This window comes from Kluyvera sp. CHPC 1.2972 (genome assembly GCF_036759925.1).
Taxonomy (GTDB): Bacteria; Pseudomonadota; Gammaproteobacteria; order Enterobacterales; family Enterobacteriaceae; genus Kluyvera.
The window spans coordinates 258,521-276,300 of sequence record NZ_JAPKIB010000006.1 but is presented as its reverse complement, the minus strand read 5'-3'; the positions used below and the strand labels follow the sequence as shown (position 1 = coordinate 276,300).

Genomic DNA, 17,780 nt, shown 5'->3' with positions numbered 1-17,780 from the left:
CCTAAGGACACTAACACCTGAAGCTAGCGCGTCTACCAATTCCGCCACCTTCGCATACCATTGACTCTTTATGAAAGAATCATTACCACGGGGCCGAATTCTAGAGATTTTACGCTGGGCGTCAATAGTTAATTATCGAACTCGGCGCGATTGCCGAAAAAAAAGGCGTTTCTTCGGTTATGGGGAGTTTATGTAGCCCGGCCGAGCGTAGCGACGCCGGGAAATGCCTGGGTGTAAGCCCCGGCGTCGCTGCGCTCGGCCGGGCTACACGCGATCTGATTAGGCTTTTTTAGCCTGACGGGTCAAAACGGTACGGTACACTTTAAAACGACCGGTCTGGGCAATCACTTCGTGGAAACCGAAGGTTTCATCCAGCACCGCCGGATACGGCAGGAAGGCGTTCGCTACGATGCGCAGCTCGCCGCCGCTGTTCAGATGGCGGACCGCGCCGCGGATTAAAGTCTGGGCTGCATCCAGGCTAGTCTGCATCCCATCGTGGAACGGTGGGTTGGAGATAATCATGTCAAAACGACCGTTAATCTCAGAGAAGACGTTGCTGGCAATGACTTCACCTTCGACACCGTTCGCCGCAAGTGTGGCGCGGCTGGCTTCGACCGCCGGGGCGCTCACGTCAGACAGGGTCAAGCGCACCTTCGGTGAATGGCTGGCCAGAGTTGCCGCCAGCACGCCAGCGCCGCAGCCGACATCCAGCACTTTGCCTTTGGTGTGCGGGGTAAGGGTAGAAAGCAGCAGTTGGCTACCGACATCCAGACCGTCGCGGCTGAATACGCCAGGCAGGGTCTTGATGGTCAGGTTATCCAACTGGTACTCGCCCCAGAAACGTTCTGCGTCGAAGGTTGGCTGTTTTTCCAGACGGCCGTGGTACAAACCACAGCGACGCGCGCTGTCGATTTTATTCAGTGGCGCATATTCAGCCAGCATCTGCTCGGCGCTACGTACGCCGCTGCGGTTTTCACCGACGACAAAAATATCGGTACCAACCGGCAGCAGAGAAAGAATGTTCATCAGCTGGAACTGGGCTTCCGGCTTGTTCTTCGGCCAGTAGTAGATCAGGGTATCGCAATCCGCCACGTCTTCTGCCTTAGCCACCAGGCTAAAGCGAACGTTGTCTTCCATCTGGCGGCTCAGCACCTGCCAGTGGTGATACTGCTGGGTATGCGCGCGGCTTGCCGCGGTTTCCAGACGTGCGGGCAGGTCATCCTGCAGATCGCCGGCAAAGAAAATACGGCTCTGTTCGAAATCATCACTGTGACGCAGCAAGACTTCACTTGCCGGGGTAAAAGCAGACATGAATTATTCCTCAATAAACTTAGGCGGGGATTATAGTGTGTAATTGGCGCAGTTTCGATGAATTTGCTATATTTGCGCCCTTGATAGACAGGAGCGTTTCACATGACATCCCGGCGAGACTGGCAATTACAACAGTTGGGTATCACCCAGTGGGCATTACGTCGCCCTGGGGCACTGCAGGGTGAAATTGCGATTACGCTTCCGCCGCATGTCAAGCTGGTGATGGTGGCCGAGGCGTTACCGCCGCTCACCGAGCCGTTGATTAGCGATATTCTCCGCGCGCTGCGCCTGACGCCAGACCAGGTTTTACCGCTGACGCCTGACCGGGTGGCGATGCTGCCGCAGGACAGCCGCTGCCACTGTTGGCGTCTTGGCAACGATACGCCGGTGACGCTGGAAGGGGCGGTGATTTCGACGCCTCCGTTTAATGAACTACAGGCTAGCGCGCAAGCCCGCGCCGCGCTGTGGCAACAAATTTGCGCCCATGAACACGATTTCAACCCTCAGCACGACTGATTTACCCCGCGCCTTTCAAATCGAAACGCGCGCGCATGCGTTTCCCTGGAGTGAAAAAACCTTCGCCAGCAACCAGGGCGAGCGCTATCTGAACCTCCAGCTGTCCGTCGACGGTGAAATGGCCGCGTTTGCCATTACTCAGGTCGTGCTGGACGAAGCCACGCTGTTCAACATTGCCGTTGACCCCGCGTATCAGCGCCGTGGTCTGGGACGTGAACTGCTGGAACATCTCATTGATGCGCTAGACGTGCAGGGCGTGGTGACGCTATGGCTGGAAGTGCGAGCCTCGAACCACGCGGCCATCGCGCTGTATGAAAGCTTAGGCTTCAATGAGGCGACAATCCGTCGCAATTATTACCCCACGGCGGACGGCCGTGAGGACGCCATCATTATGGCGCTGCCCCTCAGTATGTAAGACAAGGTGAAAAGATGAAGAAGTGGGACTGGATTTTCTTCGATGCCGACGAAACGCTGTTTACGTTTGACTCGTTTAGCGGCTTACAGCGGATGTTTCTCGACTATAGCGTGACCTTTACCGCGGAAGATTTCCAGGACTACCAGGCGGTCAATCAGCCGCTGTGGGTCGACTATCAGAATGGCGCGATCACCTCGCTGCAGCTTCAGCACCAACGTTTTACCAGCTGGGCGGAGCGTCTGAACGTGAAACCAGGCGACCTGAACGATGCCTTTATGAACGCGATGGCGGAAATCTGCGCCCCGCTGCCGGGCGCGGTATCGCTGCTGAATGCCCTGAAGGGCAAGGTGAAGATGGGTATCATCACCAACGGCTTTACATCGCTACAGCAAATTCGTCTGGAACGCACCGGGCTTCGCGAACACTTTGATCTGCTGATTATTTCTGAAGAAGTGGGCGTGGCAAAACCGGATCGCCGGATCTTTGACTATGCCCTGGAACAGGCCGGTAATCCGGACCGTTCCCGCGTGCTGATGGTCGGCGATACCGCCGAGTCCGATATTCGCGGTGGGATGAACGCCGAGTGGGCAACCTGCTGGCTGAACGCGCATCAGCGTCCACTGCCGGAAGGCATTACGCCTGACTGGACAGTGACCTCATTGCCTGAACTGGAGTTACTCCTGTGTAAACAGTGATTGCCAGCCCCCCTTTGATGGGTAAAATAGCCGCAATTTTTTCGTATTCAACATGCGCGGTGTGAAGCCGTGCTTACTCAAGAAGATTGAATTATGACGTTGTCTCCTTATTTGCAAGAGGTGGCCAAACGCCGCACTTTTGCCATTATTTCCCACCCGGATGCCGGTAAAACGACAATCACTGAAAAAGTGCTGTTATTCGGACAGGCTATTCAGACCGCCGGTACGGTAAAAGGCCGTGGCTCCAGCCAGCATGCTAAATCTGACTGGATGGAGATGGAAAAGCAGCGTGGTATCTCCATTACCACCTCCGTGATGCAGTTCCCGTACCATGACTGTCTGGTGAACCTGCTGGACACCCCGGGGCACGAAGACTTCTCCGAAGATACCTACCGTACGCTGACGGCGGTGGACTGCTGTCTGATGGTTATCGATGCCGCGAAAGGCGTCGAGGATCGTACCCGCAAGCTGATGGAAGTAACCCGTCTGCGCGATACACCGATCCTGACCTTTATGAACAAACTCGACCGTGACATCCGCGATCCGATGGAAGTGCTGGATGAAGTTGAGCGCGAGCTGAAAATTGGCTGTGCGCCAATCACCTGGCCAATTGGCTGCGGCAAGCTGTTCAAAGGCGTTTACCATCTCTATAAAGATGAAACCTATCTGTATCAGACCGGTAAAGGCCACACCATTCAGGAAGTGCGCATCGTTAAGGGCTTAAACAATCCGGAACTGGATGCCGCCGTCGGTGAAGACCTGGCACAGCAGCTGCGTGATGAGCTGGAGCTGGTTCAGGGCGCGTCCAACGAGTTTGATAAAGAGCTGTTCCTGGCCGGTGAAATCACCCCGGTATTCTTCGGTACCGCGCTGGGTAACTTCGGCGTTGACCATATGCTGGACGGTCTGGTGGAGTGGGCGCCGGCGCCAATGCCGCGTAAAACCGACACCCGTCTGGTGGAAGCGCAGGATGAGAAGTTCACCGGCTTTGTCTTCAAAATTCAGGCCAACATGGACCCGAAACACCGCGACCGCGTCGCATTTATGCGCGTGGTGTCCGGGAAATATGAGAAGGGCATGAAACTGCGTCAGGTACGTATCGGTAAAGACGTGGTGATTTCCGACGCGCTGACCTTTATGGCGGGCGACCGTTCTCACGTTGAAGAAGCCTACCCGGGCGACATCATCGGTCTGCACAACCACGGTACCATCCAGATTGGTGATACCTTCACCCAGGGCGAAATGATGAAGTTCACCGGTATTCCGAACTTCGCGCCGGAGCTGTTCCGTCGCATTCGCCTGAAGGATCCGCTGAAGCAGAAACAGCTGCTGAAAGGGCTGGTTCAGCTGTCCGAAGAGGGCGCGGTGCAGGTGTTCCGTCCGATCGCCAACAACGATCTGATCGTCGGCGCGGTGGGCGTGCTGCAGTTTGACGTGGTTGTTGCGCGTCTGAAAAGCGAATACAACGTGGAAGCTATCTACGAATCGGTGAACGTCGCGACGGCCCGTTGGGTTGAGAGCAAAGACGTGAAGAAATTCGAAGAGTTCAAACGTAAAAACGAAGTTCAGCTGGCGCTGGATGGCGGTGATAACCTGACCTATATCGCCCCAACCATGGTGAACCTGAATCTGACTCAGGAACGTTATCCTGAAGTTGAGTTCCGCAAAACTCGCGAGCACTAAAAACCCCTTCAGGGTGCGGCATCCGCTGCACCCTGACGCTTTTCCTTCCTAATTAGCCGCTTACGGAAAGTTCTTAATTCCCCCTCTTTTTCCGCTAACTGTCTGTTTTTTGAACAGCGAAGCGGGCGGTTTCAAAATTGTGATCTATATTTAACAAAGCGATGACATCTACGTTGGCTTTAAATGCTGATAATACGTCCTGGTTAAGCTCTTAAAGCTAACGTTTATTTCTGTCGCAATATTAATAACTGGCTCAGAGCGCAATTTCGCGGTGTTTGATGGCCCTGGTGGACTCGGGGAGCCGTGAGAAGTCTGCGAGCAGGGATTCTTGACCCTATTCAGCAATGCAACCTGCGTGTTGCTAGTGCTCGGATGATGAGCAAAACATACAGGAATATATTGATGACGATGAAAAAACTGACGATCTCTAAAACGCTGCTCGCCGTGATGCTGACCTCCGCTGTCGCCACCGGTGCGGCCAATGCCGAAACCACGACAATGGATAAGGCGCAGGCGAGTGCTGAAAGCGCAGGAAGTAAAGTGGGTAACTTTATGGATGACAGCACCATCACGGCGAAAGTAAAAGCCGCGCTGGTAGATAACGAGAGTGTGAAGAGTACCGATATCTCGGTGAAAACGGACAAAAAAGTCGTGACGTTGAGTGGCTTTGTGCACAGCCAGGCTCAGGCCGAAGCGGCCGTTGCGGCGGCGAAAGCGGTTGAGGGCGTCGCTTCAGTGAGTGACAAACTCCACGTCCGCGACAGTAAAGAAAGCTCGATGAAAGGCTACGCCGGCGATGCGGCAACAACCAGTGAAGTCAAAGCAAAACTACTGGCTGATGACATCGTCCCCTCGCGCGATGTGAAAGTGGAGACCACCGATGGGGTTGTTCAGCTGTCGGGTACCGTGAAATCTCAGGCGCAGAGCGATCGTGCTGAAAGTATCGCCAAAGCGGTTGATGGTGTGAAAAGCGTCAAAAATGATCTGAAAACGCAGTAATAAGTGGTGATTTTGTCTGCTGCTATTTGGCAGGAGGCAAAATGTGCACCACACTAAAAACAGTGCATATGAGTGGTTTGAAGGCTCATAGCAAGCGGTCGACATTAACTATGGTAAAGGAGAAGCTTATGTTTCGTTGGGGCATTATATTTCTGGTTATCGCGTTAATTGCCGCCGCATTAGGATTTGGTGGACTGGCAGGTACGGCTGCGTGGGCAGCAAAAATCGTGTTCGTTGTCGGGATTATTATCTTCCTGGTGAGCCTGTTTACCGGGCGTAAACGGCCCTAGAACCCCACGCGTTAACTAGCATGACACCAAAGCCAGTCCAGCGGACTGGCTTTATTAGTTTTAGCCGAGCGGAAATTAGGCTACTTTGTCAGTCTGGTGAATAAAAAACAGGTAGGCAGAGGTGGGGCAGCGTATACCCGTCACGCTTGGCAATATTGCGCCATTATCGCTGAGTCGTTTCAAACCTGGCCGCACGGCACTGGTTTGTGAAGGGGGAGGACAGCGGGGAATTTTCACCGCAGGGGTGCTTGATGAGTTTATGCGGGCACAGTTCAACCCCTTCGATCTCTACTATGGCACCTCGGCGGGCGCGCAAAATCTTTCCGCCTATCTGTGTAATCAACCAGGGTACGGGCGCAAAGTCATTATGCGCTACACCACCCGGCGGGAGTTTTTCGACCCGGTACGTTTTGTCCGCGGCGGTAATCTTATCGACCTCGATTGGCTGGTCGGGTCTACTGCGGGCCAGATGCCGCTGGCGATGGAAAATGCCGAACGCCTGTTTGCGTCGGGAAAAGCCTTTTATATTTGTGCTTGCCGAAGCGATGACTATACGCCCAGCTATTTTTCGCCCACCAGGCAGAACTGGCTTGATATTATTCGGGCGTCCAGCGCGATTCCTGGCTTCTATCGCCCCGGCGTGGCGCTGGATGGCGTCAGTTATCTTGATGGTGGCGTGAGCGATGCGATTCCGGTGCGCGAGGCGGCAAAGCAAGGGGCCAAAACGCTGGTGGTGATCCGTACCGTTCCATCGCAAATGTATTACACGCCGCAGTGGTTTAAACGTATGGAGCGTTGGCTGGGCGAAAGTAGCCTACAACCGCTGATGAATTTGGTGCAGCACCATGAAACGACCTACAGTGAAACCCAGCAATTTATTGAGAACCCGCCGGGTAAGCTGCGTATTATTGAAATCTACCCGCCGAAACCGTTACTGAGTATGGCGCTAGGCAGCCGCATCCCCGCACTGCGTCAGGACTACAAGACAGGGCGCTTATGCGGCCGTTACTTTCTGGCGACCATTGGTAAACTGTTGGCTTCGACTCCACCGCTAGTGCGCCACCTCAAACAAGGCCAGTCTATTCCCCCGGTTCCCGTGGTGGAAGATATGCCCAACGTCGCGATGAACGACGTACCACCCGTAAACGATACACTCTTTGATGATAAGGATCTGGCGTGAACGGCCGTTTTATTGAGACCCATTGCCACTTCGATTTTCCTCCCTTTACCGGCGATGAAGAGGCGAGTATTCAGCGTGCGGCCGCCGCTGGCGTTAGCAAGATAATCATTCCGGCCACCGAGGCCGACAATTTTCCTCGTGTACTGGCGCTGGCCGAACGGTTTTCTCAGCTGTATGCCGCGATTGGGCTTCACCCGATCGTAGTCGAGCGTCATGGCGATGAGAGCCTGGCGCAACTGGAAGCGGCAATCGCCCTAAGGCCAGAAAAATTGGTGGCGGTGGGGGAGATTGGACTCGATCTCTACCGGGAGAACCCGCAGTTTGAACGCCAGCAGTACCTGCTGGATGAACAGCTGCGGTTGGCAAAGCGTTACGATCTGCCGGTGATCCTCCATTCGCGACGCACTCACGACAAGCTGGCGCTGCACCTGAAACGACATAACCTGCCGCGAACCGGTGTGGTACACGGTTTTGCCGGTAGCCTCCAGCAGGCGGAACGCTTCGTCCAGTTGGGCTATAAAATCGGCGTGGGGGGAACGATCTCCTATCCTCGTGCCAGTAAAACCCGCGACGTGATGGCGCAGTTGCCGCTTTCATCGCTGATTCTGGAGACCGATGCGCCGGATATGCCGCTCAACGGCTATCAGGGGCAGCCGAACCGCCCGGAGCGGATTGCTGATGTGTTCACGCACCTCTGTTCGCTGCGAGACGAACCCCCGGAAGAGATTGCTGCAGCGCTGTTGGCGAATACACACGCACTCTTTTCACTCTCCTGAAGTGACGTAGATCTCATTACTGGCTATTCATCTGTTACTGTTGCGTAAAACATGTGACGTTTTGCAAAAAAGATAATTACGTAGCGTTATAATCGCCGCGATTGGTTTGCCGTAATTATTATGTTTTTCAATACACAGGGACTCTGTATGCAAATCCTCATGGGACTCATCGGCATGGTGGTGTTGCTCGCCATAGCCTTACTTCTTTCCAGCAATCGTAAAGCGATTAACTACCGAACCGTACTGGGTGCCTGGCTTTTGCAGATAGGCATTGGTGCACTCATCCTCTATGTACCTGCCGGGCGTAAAGTCCTGCTGGCGATGTCCGAAGGCGTGGCCAACGTGATTGCCTACGGCAACGAAGGGATCGGCTTCCTGTTCGGCGGCCTGGTCTCCGACAAGATGTTTGAAGTCTTTGGCGGCGGTGGCTTTGTGTTTGCGCTGCGCGTGCTGCCGGTTATCGTCTTCTTCTCCTCACTGATTGCGGTGCTGTACTACATCGGCATCATGCAGTTTGTGATCCGTATTCTGGGCGGTGCGCTGCGTAAAGTGCTGAAAACTTCGCGCACGGAATCGCTCTCTGCCACGGCAAATATCTTTGTCGGTCAGACCGAAGCGCCGCTGGTGGTTCGTCCGTATATCGCCACCATGACCCGTTCCGAACTGTTTGCCGTGATGTGCGGCGGGCTAGCCTCGGTGGCGGGTTCCGTACTGGCGGGCTATGCGCAGATGGGCGTACCGCTGGAATACCTGATTGCGGCCTCGTTTATGGCGGCGCCTGGCGGCCTGCTGTTTGCCAAAATTATCGTGCCGGAAACGGAAACGCCGCACGACTCCCCAACGCTCGAGAAAGATACCAAGAACCCGGACGCACCGGCAAACGTACTGGATGCTGCGGCATCGGGTGCGGCATCCGGTATGCAGCTGGCATTGAACGTGGGGGCGATGCTGCTGGCGTTTATCGCGCTGATTGCGCTGCTGAACGGGATGCTCTCCGGCATTGGCGGCTGGTTTAACCACCCTGAACTGTCGCTGCAGCTGATTCTCGGCTGGCTGTTTGCACCGCTGGCGTGGGTGATTGGCGTACCGTGGAGTGAAGCGACGGTGGCGGGCTCGTTTATCGGCCAGAAGCTGGTGATCAACGAATTCGTGGCCTACATGAACTTCGGCGAATACCTGAAGGCGGATGCTGAGGTGGCTGCGGCCGGTCTGCAGGTGATTTCCAACCACACCAAAGCGATCATCTCCTTTGCCCTGTGCGGCTTTGCGAACCTCTCCTCGATTGCCATTCTGATTGGCGGCCTGGGCAGCATGGCGCCAAACCGCCGTCAGGATATTGCGCAGCTCGGTCTGAAAGCCGTGGCCGCCGGGACGCTCTCCAACCTGATGAGCGCCACCATCGCGGGCCTGTTCCTCGCCCTATAAGTACAGCGCCGGAGGGATAAGCCTCGTTATTCCTCTGGCCTGTAGCGCCTGGCCGACGGCATCAATATCCATTGGCCCGGCGCTACCCCACGCTTTTGCTTCACCGTAAACGCCGTGTGCGTGAAAGGCGTTGAGACGCACGGGAATATCCCCCAATGCGGCGATAAACGCGCCCAGCGGCTCCGCTTCCTCCAGATAATCACTGTGCCCCGGGATGACCAGCAGCCGTAGCTCCGTCAGCATGCCGTGCTGGGCAAGCCACTGAATGCTCTGTTTAATACGCGCGTTACCGCGCCCGGTCAGCGCCAGATGGCGGTCGCTATCCCAGGATTTTAAATCGACCATCACCCCGTCACACACCGGTTGCAGCTTCTGCCAACCGCTTATCGGCAGCTCGCCGTTGCTGTCGACAAGGCAGGTCAGGTGTGCCAGTGAAGGCGTAGACTTCAGCGCCTGGAAGAGCGCGGTGATGAACGGCAACTGCGTGGTGGCTTCGCCGCCGCTGACGGTAATGCCCTCAATAAATGGTGCGACATGCGTTATCTGCTGCATCACCTGTTCCACGCTCATGGTTTGCGCCATCGGCGTGGCCTGCTGCGGGCACATATGCAGACAAGTATCGCACTGCTGGCACACGTCCGCTTGCCAGCTGACTTTCCCGTCGTGCACGCTTAACGCCTGGTGCGGACACTGCGACACGCACTCACCGCAGTCGTTGCAGCGCCCCATCGTCCACGGGTTATGGCAGTTTTTGCAGCGCAGGTTGCAGCCCTGCAGAAACAGGGCCAGGCGACTGCCGGGCCCGTCGACGCAGGAGAACGGGATGATTTTACTGACTAAAGCGCATCTGCTGTTCATGGCTCACGACACGAGGTTGACGTTCCAGGATACGCGTGTTGCGTGCGGCTTCTTCGCCCAGCCACGTGGTGTTGGTGCGGGAACCTTCATCACGATATTTTTGCAGGTCGGACAGGCGCACCATATAGCCGGTGACGCGCACCAGATCGTTGCCGCTGACGTTGGCGCTGAACTCACGCATACCGACTTTAAACGCGCCGAGGCAGAGCTGCATGACAGCCTGCGGGTTACGTTTCACGGTTTCATCCAGGGTCAGAATATCGCTGATCCCCGCGGTGTAGTGGGCGTGATGCGGCGCGACGGTGAGCAGGTGGTTAATCGGATCCGGCTCGTCGCCGTATGGCAGACGTGCGCCTGGTGTGGTGCCAATATCTGAGCTGATGCCGGACTGCGCGTGGAGCAGTGCGCGCTGCTGCCAGCCGTACTGTACCGGCGTACGGGCGACGAAGGCGGCAAGCTCGGCGCTGATGCGGTAGGCCAGCTGATTCGCCTGCTCGTCTTTACCGTATCGCCCGCTAAGCCCTTCGCGCTCGCATAAGGTGTTGACTGCTTCGGCGAGCGCATAGATGCCGAACATCGGCACAAAACGATCCGGGTCGATCAACCCTTCACTCACCAGGAAGCTATTCTCAAAGAAGTGCGACTGCTCGTAGAGGAAGCGGCAGCGCGCATCGATGATATCGATTTGCTGCTGGCAGAAGTGTGGTAGCGCTCTCGCGAAGAAGTTATCGATAGATTCGCTGCGCAGCGCCACCTGCTGGAGGTTCAGGCGCACCAGCGTACTGCCGCCACCGGCAAGCGGCAGCGAGTTGTAACAGCTTACGATGCCATATTGACTATTTGTGAATATTTTATCATTTAACGGCCCGTTGGCGATGTGCGGCTTACTGCACTCGCAGATATTTTGTGCTACCTGCAGCAGTAAATCATCGGAGGTTATTTCCGGGTCGTAGATAAAGGTCAGATTTGGCGCGACCTGCTTTAACTCTGCGTCTGCGCGTAGTATTGCGCGGGTGACTGGCGTATCAAGCGGGCCAATATTGACGTGCGTGAACGCATCAGGGAGCGTGCGATCGAGATAGCGCCAGAAACGTTTTATTCGAATATCAATTTCATCTTGTGTTAGAATTCTAACATAAGGCGATAACAGCGCATCAAGATGGCCGAGGTACACAGGCATCGCCGTCACGGAAGGGACGTGATGGTAGAGGATGGTCAGCAGCGAAAGGGCATCGTCCAGATCTTTGGCTCCCTCCAGCTCTAGCCATTCAGAACCGTTAGCCAGAAAGCGCGCGTAGTCCGGCAGGACGTAGCGTGGCTTATACGGTGCATGCCCTTCATACATATCGCAAATGACGCCGTCGTCCAGCGCCGCCCGCGCAGCCTCCGGGAGTTCGGGGTACGGCAGAGCGTTTTCGGCCTCCAGCGCCAGAAAATGACGTTTCTGTTCTGGGGTTAACACGGTGCTTGTCACAATGTGCTGGCAGTGTTGCAGCAGTGATGAATCATTCGATGTTGGCATGTTCAGTTCCTCAGACGAGCGATAGGCGAAGTGTATGAAAAATGATGAGGCTGTCCTTTGATCCCAGCGGTCGAACGGGTGCTTTAATTACCGTTTCTGGCTTCAAAATTTGATGTATGTCTCGTTATTGTTATGCAAATTTGTACGAAGTTTTCACTAAGTGTGATGAAAGTCGAAGTGTGAACGCGGGGCGGTGTTACAATAGTCACAGACCCGCAAGGTAACGATTTACACGGCAATATGCCGTCGGAGAGCAAAATGACTGATTTAAAGGCAAGCAGCCTGCGTGCGCTGCAGTTGATGGACCTCACTACCCTGAACGAAGACGACACCGACGCGAAAGTGATCGCGCTGTGTCATCAGGCGAAAACGCCGGTGGGCAATACCGCCGCTGTCTGCATCTATCCGCGTTTCATTCCGATTGCACGTAAAACGCTGAAAGAGCAGGGAACTCCGGATATCCGCATCGCCACCGTCACCAACTTCCCGCACGGTAACGACGATATTGATATCGCGCTGGCAGAAACCCGCGCCGCTATCGCCTACGGTGCTGACGAAGTTGACGTGGTCTTCCCATACCGTGCGCTGATTGCTGGCAACGAGCAGGTTGGTTTCGACCTGGTGAAAGCCTGTAAAGACGCCTGTGCGGCGGCAAACGTGCTGCTGAAAGTGATCATCGAAACCGGTGAGCTGAAAGAAGAGCGGCTGATTCGTAAAGCGTCTGAAATCGCCATCAAAGCCGGTGCTGATTTCATCAAAACCTCTACCGGTAAAGTGCCGGTGAACGCGACCCCAGAAAGCGCGCGCATCATGATGGAAGTGATCCGTGATATGGGCGTGCAGAAAACCGTGGGCTTCAAGCCAGCGGGCGGCGTTCGCAGCGCAGAAGACGCGCAGCTGTTCCTGTCTATCGCTGATGAACTGTTCGGTGCGGACTGGGCTGACTCCCGTCACTACCGCTTCGGCGCTTCCTCTCTGCTGGCTAGCCTGCTGAAGGCGCTGGGCCACGGCGACGGTAAAAGCGCTAGCAGCTATTAATGCATTATCGTAGCCCGGACGAGGCGCATGCGCGCCGACTCCGGGATCTCCCCGGCGGCGCTACGCTTGGCCGGGCTACAGGAACGTAGCGCGGGCGCGAGCCCGCTGCATTTAACCTGATTAATCAGGAGGGTACCTTGTTTCTCGCTCAAGAAATTATTCGCAAAAAACGTGATGGTCACGCGCTGAGTGATGAAGAAATTCGTTTCTTTATCAACGGAATTCGTGACAACACCATCTCTGAAGGGCAGATTGCCGCGCTGGCGATGACCATTTTCTTCCATGATATGAGCATGCCGGAGCGTGTCTCGCTGACCATGGCGATGCGAGATTCAGGCACCGTCCTGGACTGGAAGAGCCTCAACCTCAACGGCCCGATTGTCGACAAACACTCTACTGGCGGCGTAGGTGACGTGACCTCGCTGATGCTGGGCCCAATGGTCGCGGCCTGCGGCGGCTATATTCCGATGATCTCCGGTCGCGGCCTCGGCCATACCGGCGGTACGCTCGACAAACTGGAAGCCATTCCGGGCTTCGACATCTTCCCGGACGACAACCGTTTCCGCGAAATTATTAAAGACGTGGGTGTGGCGATTATTGGGCAGACCAGCTCGCTCGCACCGGCGGACAAACGTTTTTATGCCACCCGCGACATTACCGCGACGGTGGACTCCATTCCGCTGATCACCGCCTCCATTCTCGCCAAAAAGCTGGCGGAAGGCCTCGATGCGCTGGTGATGGACGTGAAAGTGGGCAGCGGCGCGTTTATGCCGACCTACGAACTCTCTGCGGCACTGGCAGAAGCCATTGTGGGCGTTTCTAACGGCGCGGGCGTGAAAACCACGGCCCTGCTGACCGATATGAACCAGGTGCTGGCCTCCAGTGCAGGTAACGCCGTGGAAGTGCGCGAAGCGGTGCAGTTCCTGACCGGTGAATACCGTAACCCGCGCCTGTTCGATGTCACCATGGCCCTGTGCGTTGAGATGCTGATCTCCGGCAAGCTGGCTAAAGACGACGCCGACGCACGTGCCAAACTGCAGGCCGTGCTCGACAACGGCAAAGCGGCGGAGATCTTTGGTCGCATGGTCGCGGCGCAGAAAGGCCCGACAGATTTCGTTGAAAACTACGCGAAATATCTGCCGACGGCGATGCTGAGCAAAGCCGTCTATGCTGATACCGAAGGTTTTGTCAGCGCGATGGACACCCGCGCGCTGGGTATGGCGGTGGTTTCTATGGGCGGCGGTCGTCGCCAGGCTTCTGACACCATCGATTACAGCGTCGGCTTCACCGACATGGCTCGTCTGGGCGACAGCGTCGACGGACAGCGCCCGCTGGCGGTGATCCACGCGAAAGATGAATCAAGCTGGCAGGACGCGGCGAAAGCGGTGAAAGCGGCAATTAAACTGGACGATAAAGCGCCTGAAATTACGCCGACCGTCTATCGTCGCATCACCGAATAGTTATATACTGATCTGATCGCTTTTTTGCAGCGCAAGATGTATGGAGAACAAGATGAAACGTGCATTTATTATGGTGCTGGACTCCTTTGGGATTGGTGCAACGGAAGACGCGGACCGCTTTGGCGATGTCGGCGCAGATACGATGGGCCACATTGCAGAAGCCTGCGCCAAAGGCGAGGCTGACAATGGCCGTAAGGGCCCGCTGAATTTGCCTAACCTGACTCGTCTGGGTCTGGTGAAAGCACATGAAGGTTCAACCGGTAAAATTGCTGCCGGCATGGACGGCAACGCGGAAGTGGTGGGCGCATACGCCTGGGCGCATGAGCTCTCTTCCGGTAAAGATACGCCGTCTGGTCACTGGGAAATCGCCGGTGTGCCAGTTCTGTTCGACTGGGGCTACTTCAGCGACCACGAAAACAGCTTCCCGCAGGAACTGCTGGATAAACTGGTTAAGCGTGCCAACCTGCCGGGCTACCTCGGCAACTGCCACTCTTCTGGTACCGTGATCCTCGATCAACTGGGCGAAGAGCATATGAAAACCGGCAAGCCGATTTTCTATACCTCTGCAGACTCGGTGTTCCAGATCGCCTGCCACGAAGAGACCTTTGGCCTGGATAAACTTTACGAGCTGTGTGAAATCGCCCGTGAAGAGCTGACCGAAGGCGGCTACAACATTGGCCGCGTTATCGCGCGTCCATTTGTGGGCGACAAAGCGGGCAACTTCCAGCGTACCGGTAACCGTCACGACCTGGCCGTTGAGCCACCGGCGGCGACCGTTCTGCAGAAACTGGTTGATGAAAAACACGGTCATGTGGTTTCTGTCGGTAAGATTGCGGACATCTATGCCAACTGCGGTATCACTAAAAAAGTGAAAGCCACCGGCCTCGACGCACTGTTCGACGCCACCATCAAAGAGATGAAGGAAGCGGGTGATGAGACTATCGTCTTCACCAACTTCGTTGACTTCGACTCTTCATGGGGCCACCGTCGCGACATCGCGGGTTACGCTGCTGGCCTGGAACTGTTCGACCGTCGTCTGCCAGAGTTGATGGAGCTGGTGGGTGAAGATGACATTCTGATCCTCACCGCTGACCACGGCTGTGACCCAAGCTGGACCGGCACTGACCACACCCGTGAGCACATCCCGGTGCTGATCTACGGCCCGAAAGTGAAACCGGGCTCGCTGGGTCATCGCGAAACCTTCGCGGATATCGGACAGACGCTGGCGACCTACTTCGGTACGTCCCCAATGGCGTACGGTAAAAACATGCTGTGATTATTTGGGCGGGGGGATTCCCGCCCTTCGTCTATTTGAAAAATAAAGGAAATTACGATGGCTACCCCACATATTAACGCTGAAATGGGCGATTTCGCTGATGTTGTGCTGATGCCGGGCGACCCGCTGCGTGCGAAGCACATTGCTGAGACTTTCCTCGAAGATGTGCGCGAAGTAAACAACGTTCGCGGCATGTTAGGTTTCACCGGGACTTACAAAGGCCGTAAGATCTCCGTCATGGGTCACGGTATGGGCATCCCATCCTGCTCCATCTACACCAAAGAGCTGATCACCGACTTCGGCGTGAAGAAAATCATTCGCGTGGGTTCCTGCGGCGCGGTACGTGCTGATGTGAAACTGCGTGACGTGGTTATCGGCATGGGCGCATGCACCGACTCTAAAGTGAACCGTCTGCGCTTCAAAGATCACGACTTCGCGGCTATCGCTGACTTCGGCATGGTGCGTGACGCGGTTGATGCGGCTAAAGCGCTGGGCGTTGATGCTCGCGTAGGTAACATCTTCTCCGCTGACTTGTTCTACACCCCAGATCCAACCATGTTCGACGTGATGGAAAAATACGGCATCCTGGGCGTGGAAATGGAAGCCGCGGGTATCTACGGCGTAGCCGCAGAATTCGGTGCGAAAGCGCTGACCATCTGCACCGTATCCGACCATATCCGTACCCACGAGCAGACCACAGCCGCTGAACGTCAGACGACCTTCAACGACATGATCAAAATCGCGCTGGAATCTGTTCTGCTGGGCGATAAAGCGTAAGCCGATTCCCGGCGTAGCGTTCGTTATATCGTAGCCCGGACGAGGTGCGCCAGCGCCGACTCCGGGGCCGCGCAGCGCTGAATCCCAGCGCTGCGTTGTTCGGCTGGGATACCTTCGTAATACTGATAATCTATTCACACCTCCATTCTTCAATTCCATTTTATGTGTACAATTCAAGCAAGTATGCTATTAAATGTATTCATATATCTATTCATAAATCTATTCACTCATGAGCGCATTAACCGATTTGCTTCTGCAAGGGCCGCGTTCCGCCCCTGAACTGAGACAGGTACTGGCGATAAGCCAGGCGACCTTCTCGCGACTTGTGTCAGCCCATGATGAGGTGCTGCAGTTTGGTAAGGCGCGCGCCACTCGCTATGCCCTCATTAAACCGATTCGCGGTATATCAACGTTTCCGCTTTGGCAGGTGGATGAGCAGGGGAACGCTCGCCAATTTGGCGTGCTGTATCCATGCTGGCCACAGGGCAGTTGTCTGGTTGCATTGTCGTCAGGGGAATGGCAGTGGTTTGATGGCCTTCCGTGGTATTTGACCGATCTTCGGCCTCAGGGATTTTTAGGGCGAGCCTGGGGGAGGGCGGTTGCTACTCAGACTCATTTGCCAGACGATATCCGCTTATGGCAGGAAGGTGAAGTGCTATACGGACTGCGTGCGTATACGGGTGAAAATGCAGGTGGATGGCTTATTGGTGAAGAGAACTATCAACGATGGCTTATCGCGCCAGAGCGGGTTGCCGTCGCACAATGTGATAAAACCAGCTACTACGCCAGGCTCGCAGAAGAAGCCATCGCGGGTGATATTGTCGGGTCCTCTGCAGGAGGGGAGCAGCCTAAATTTGGCTGTTATGTGCAAACAGCGCAAGGCAATCAAAACGTATTGGTCAAATTTAGTGCCCGAGAACAGAACATGGTTTCCGAGCGCTGGGGTGACCTGCTGATTGCTGAGTCTATTGCGTTATCGGTATTGTCCGCTACGGACATTGATGCGAGCCATGCCACGGCGATCTGCAGCGATGAAGGGCAGGTATTTCTCGAAAGTCTCCGTTTTGATTGTGTAGGCGTTCACGGCAGACGGCAAATCGTCTCTCTGGAAGCCCTACAAAGTGAATTCGTTTCTTCTCCGGGGGCCTGGCCTACCGTAACAGGCCAACTTTCCGCACAGGGCATTATTGCTGAATATTCCCATCAGCAAACCGCGAAAATCTGGGCATTTGGGCGCTTAATTGCCAACAGTGATATGCACGCAGGTAATCTCTCGTTCTATTTATCTGCCACGCCAATGATTATTGCCCCGGTGTATGACATGCTGCCAATGTCGTTTGCCCCGTCCAGTTCTGGCGCGATGCGTAGTGAGGCTGTCGATATTAAAGTGGATCCTACCGTCAGCAAAGCTGCATGGGCGTTTGCTTTACCGCTTGCGGAACAGTTCTGGCAGCGGGTTCAGGACGACCCGCGTATTAGCGCGGGTTTCCATGATATTGCTCGTGCTATGCTGAAAAAATTAACGTCAGCCGCCGCGATTATCGAGCGGCTCGCCTAGC

At 55.5% G+C, this 17,780-nt stretch carries 17 protein-coding genes; 14 read left to right on the top strand and 3 right to left on the bottom strand.

Annotated elements, in window-relative coordinates:
• Positions 1 to 279: 279 nt before the first annotated feature.
• Positions 280 to 1,311 (bottom strand): 16S rRNA (guanine(1207)-N(2))-methyltransferase RsmC, encoded by a 1,032-nt coding sequence (gene rsmC, locus V6944_RS12800; protein WP_333499232.1) that lies wholly within the window; start codon positions 1,309 to 1,311, stop codon positions 280 to 282.
• A gap of 102 nt (positions 1,312 to 1,413) precedes the next feature.
• Here rsmC and V6944_RS12795 point away from each other — a divergent pair, with 102 nt between their 5' ends.
• The 9 genes from V6944_RS12795 to V6944_RS12755 all read left to right on the top strand — a co-directional run bounded on the left by V6944_RS12795 (position 1,414) and on the right by V6944_RS12755 (position 9,290).
• Positions 1,414 to 1,827: a DNA polymerase III subunit psi gene (locus V6944_RS12795; RefSeq protein WP_333499231.1), complete on the top strand. Its 414-nt coding sequence runs from the start codon at positions 1,414 to 1,416 to the stop codon at positions 1,825 to 1,827.
• Entirely contained in the window at positions 1,796 to 2,242 is a 447-nt protein-coding gene (gene rimI, locus V6944_RS12790; RefSeq protein WP_333499230.1) for a ribosomal protein S18-alanine N-acetyltransferase, read from the top strand. Before V6944_RS12795 ends, rimI begins: the two co-directional genes overlap by 32 nt.
• Before the next feature lie 14 nt (positions 2,243 to 2,256).
• Positions 2,257 to 2,937: a pyrimidine 5'-nucleotidase gene (yjjG, locus tag V6944_RS12785; RefSeq protein WP_333499229.1), complete on the top strand. Its 681-nt coding sequence runs from the start codon at positions 2,257 to 2,259 to the stop codon at positions 2,935 to 2,937.
• Positions 2,938 to 3,030: 93 nt separating this feature from the next.
• Positions 3,031 to 4,620 carry a peptide chain release factor 3 gene (gene prfC, locus V6944_RS12780; protein WP_333496073.1) on the top strand — a complete coding sequence of 530 codons (1,590 nt, stop codon included), beginning with the start codon at positions 3,031 to 3,033 and terminating at the stop codon, positions 4,618 to 4,620.
• A 402-nt stretch (positions 4,621 to 5,022) separates the two neighbouring features.
• Positions 5,023 to 5,619: a molecular chaperone OsmY gene (gene osmY, locus V6944_RS12775; protein WP_333499228.1), complete on the top strand. Its 597-nt coding sequence runs from the start codon at positions 5,023 to 5,025 to the stop codon at positions 5,617 to 5,619.
• 128 nt (positions 5,620 to 5,747) lie between these two features.
• Positions 5,748 to 5,909, top strand: a complete 162-nt coding sequence (locus tag V6944_RS12770; protein ID WP_064547200.1) for a DUF1328 domain-containing protein — start codon at positions 5,748 to 5,750, stop codon at positions 5,907 to 5,909.
• A gap of 121 nt (positions 5,910 to 6,030) precedes the next feature.
• Positions 6,031 to 7,089, top strand: coding sequence for a patatin-like phospholipase family protein (locus tag V6944_RS12765; protein WP_333499227.1), 1,059 nt, complete (start codon positions 6,031 to 6,033; stop codon positions 7,087 to 7,089).
• Positions 7,086 to 7,865 carry a metal-dependent hydrolase gene (locus V6944_RS12760; RefSeq protein WP_333499226.1) on the top strand — a complete coding sequence of 260 codons (780 nt, stop codon included), beginning with the start codon at positions 7,086 to 7,088 and terminating at the stop codon, positions 7,863 to 7,865. Before V6944_RS12765 ends, V6944_RS12760 begins: the two co-directional genes overlap by 4 nt.
• Positions 7,866 to 8,012: 147 nt before the next feature.
• A complete protein-coding gene (locus V6944_RS12755) occupies positions 8,013 to 9,290 on the top strand; it encodes a NupC/NupG family nucleoside CNT transporter (RefSeq protein WP_333499225.1) in 1,278 nt (425 codons plus the stop codon).
• Here the strand turns inward: V6944_RS12755 and V6944_RS12750 are convergent.
• Positions 9,285 to 10,148 carry a YjjW family glycine radical enzyme activase gene (locus tag V6944_RS12750; RefSeq protein WP_333499224.1) on the bottom strand — a complete coding sequence of 288 codons (864 nt, stop codon included), beginning with the start codon at positions 10,146 to 10,148 and terminating at the stop codon, positions 9,285 to 9,287. The genes V6944_RS12755 and V6944_RS12750 overlap by 6 nt on opposite strands.
• Positions 10,120 to 11,670, bottom strand: a complete 1,551-nt coding sequence (locus V6944_RS12745) for a YjjI family glycine radical enzyme (protein ID WP_333499223.1) — start codon at positions 11,668 to 11,670, stop codon at positions 10,120 to 10,122. The genes V6944_RS12750 and V6944_RS12745 overlap by 29 nt, the downstream gene beginning before the upstream one ends.
• A 258-nt stretch (positions 11,671 to 11,928) precedes the next feature.
• On the opposite strand from V6944_RS12745, the gene deoC reads away from it, so the two are divergent.
• From deoC to yjjJ, 5 genes are all read left to right on the top strand, one after another.
• Positions 11,929 to 12,708, top strand: coding sequence for a deoxyribose-phosphate aldolase (gene deoC, locus V6944_RS12740; protein WP_333499222.1), 780 nt, complete (start codon positions 11,929 to 11,931; stop codon positions 12,706 to 12,708).
• Between the two features lie 137 nt (positions 12,709 to 12,845).
• Positions 12,846 to 14,168, top strand: coding sequence for a thymidine phosphorylase (gene deoA / locus V6944_RS12735; RefSeq protein ID WP_333499221.1), 1,323 nt, complete (start codon positions 12,846 to 12,848; stop codon positions 14,166 to 14,168).
• A gap of 52 nt (positions 14,169 to 14,220) precedes the next feature.
• Positions 14,221 to 15,444, top strand: coding sequence for a phosphopentomutase (gene deoB, locus V6944_RS12730; RefSeq protein ID WP_333496065.1), 1,224 nt, complete (start codon positions 14,221 to 14,223; stop codon positions 15,442 to 15,444).
• A gap of 57 nt (positions 15,445 to 15,501) precedes the next feature.
• A complete protein-coding gene (gene deoD, locus V6944_RS12725) occupies positions 15,502 to 16,221 on the top strand; it encodes a purine-nucleoside phosphorylase (protein WP_035894565.1) in 720 nt (239 codons plus the stop codon).
• Between the two features lie 229 nt (positions 16,222 to 16,450).
• Positions 16,451 to 17,779, top strand: a complete 1,329-nt coding sequence (gene yjjJ, locus V6944_RS12720) for a type II toxin-antitoxin system HipA family toxin YjjJ (protein ID WP_333499220.1) — start codon at positions 16,451 to 16,453, stop codon at positions 17,777 to 17,779.
• Position 17,780 lies beyond the last annotated feature (1 nt).

Excerpts from the sequence above, each read along its gene's own strand:
- rsmC (WP_333499232.1), bottom strand. The coding sequence starts at position 1,311 with ATGTCTGCTTTTACCCCGGCAAGTGAAGTCTTGCTGCGTCACAGTGAT.
- V6944_RS12795 (WP_333499231.1), top strand. The coding sequence starts at position 1,414 with ATGACATCCCGGCGAGACTGGCAATTACAACAGTTGGGTATCACCCAG.
- rimI (WP_333499230.1), top strand. The coding sequence starts at position 1,796 with ATGAACACGATTTCAACCCTCAGCACGACTGATTTACCCCGCGCCTTT.
- yjjG (WP_333499229.1), top strand. The coding sequence starts at position 2,257 with ATGAAGAAGTGGGACTGGATTTTCTTCGATGCCGACGAAACGCTGTTT.
- prfC (WP_333496073.1), top strand. The coding sequence starts at position 3,031 with ATGACGTTGTCTCCTTATTTGCAAGAGGTGGCCAAACGCCGCACTTTT.
- osmY (WP_333499228.1), top strand. The coding sequence starts at position 5,023 with ATGACGATGAAAAAACTGACGATCTCTAAAACGCTGCTCGCCGTGATG.
- V6944_RS12770 (WP_064547200.1), top strand. The coding sequence starts at position 5,748 with ATGTTTCGTTGGGGCATTATATTTCTGGTTATCGCGTTAATTGCCGCC.
- V6944_RS12755 (WP_333499225.1), top strand. The coding sequence starts at position 8,013 with ATGCAAATCCTCATGGGACTCATCGGCATGGTGGTGTTGCTCGCCATA.
- V6944_RS12750 (WP_333499224.1), bottom strand. The coding sequence starts at position 10,148 with ATGAACAGCAGATGCGCTTTAGTCAGTAAAATCATCCCGTTCTCCTGC.
- V6944_RS12745 (WP_333499223.1), bottom strand. The coding sequence starts at position 11,670 with ATGCCAACATCGAATGATTCATCACTGCTGCAACACTGCCAGCACATT.
- deoC (WP_333499222.1), top strand. The coding sequence starts at position 11,929 with ATGACTGATTTAAAGGCAAGCAGCCTGCGTGCGCTGCAGTTGATGGAC.
- deoB (WP_333496065.1), top strand. The coding sequence starts at position 14,221 with ATGAAACGTGCATTTATTATGGTGCTGGACTCCTTTGGGATTGGTGCA.
- deoD (WP_035894565.1), top strand. The coding sequence starts at position 15,502 with ATGGCTACCCCACATATTAACGCTGAAATGGGCGATTTCGCTGATGTT.
- yjjJ (WP_333499220.1), top strand. The coding sequence starts at position 16,451 with ATGAGCGCATTAACCGATTTGCTTCTGCAAGGGCCGCGTTCCGCCCCT.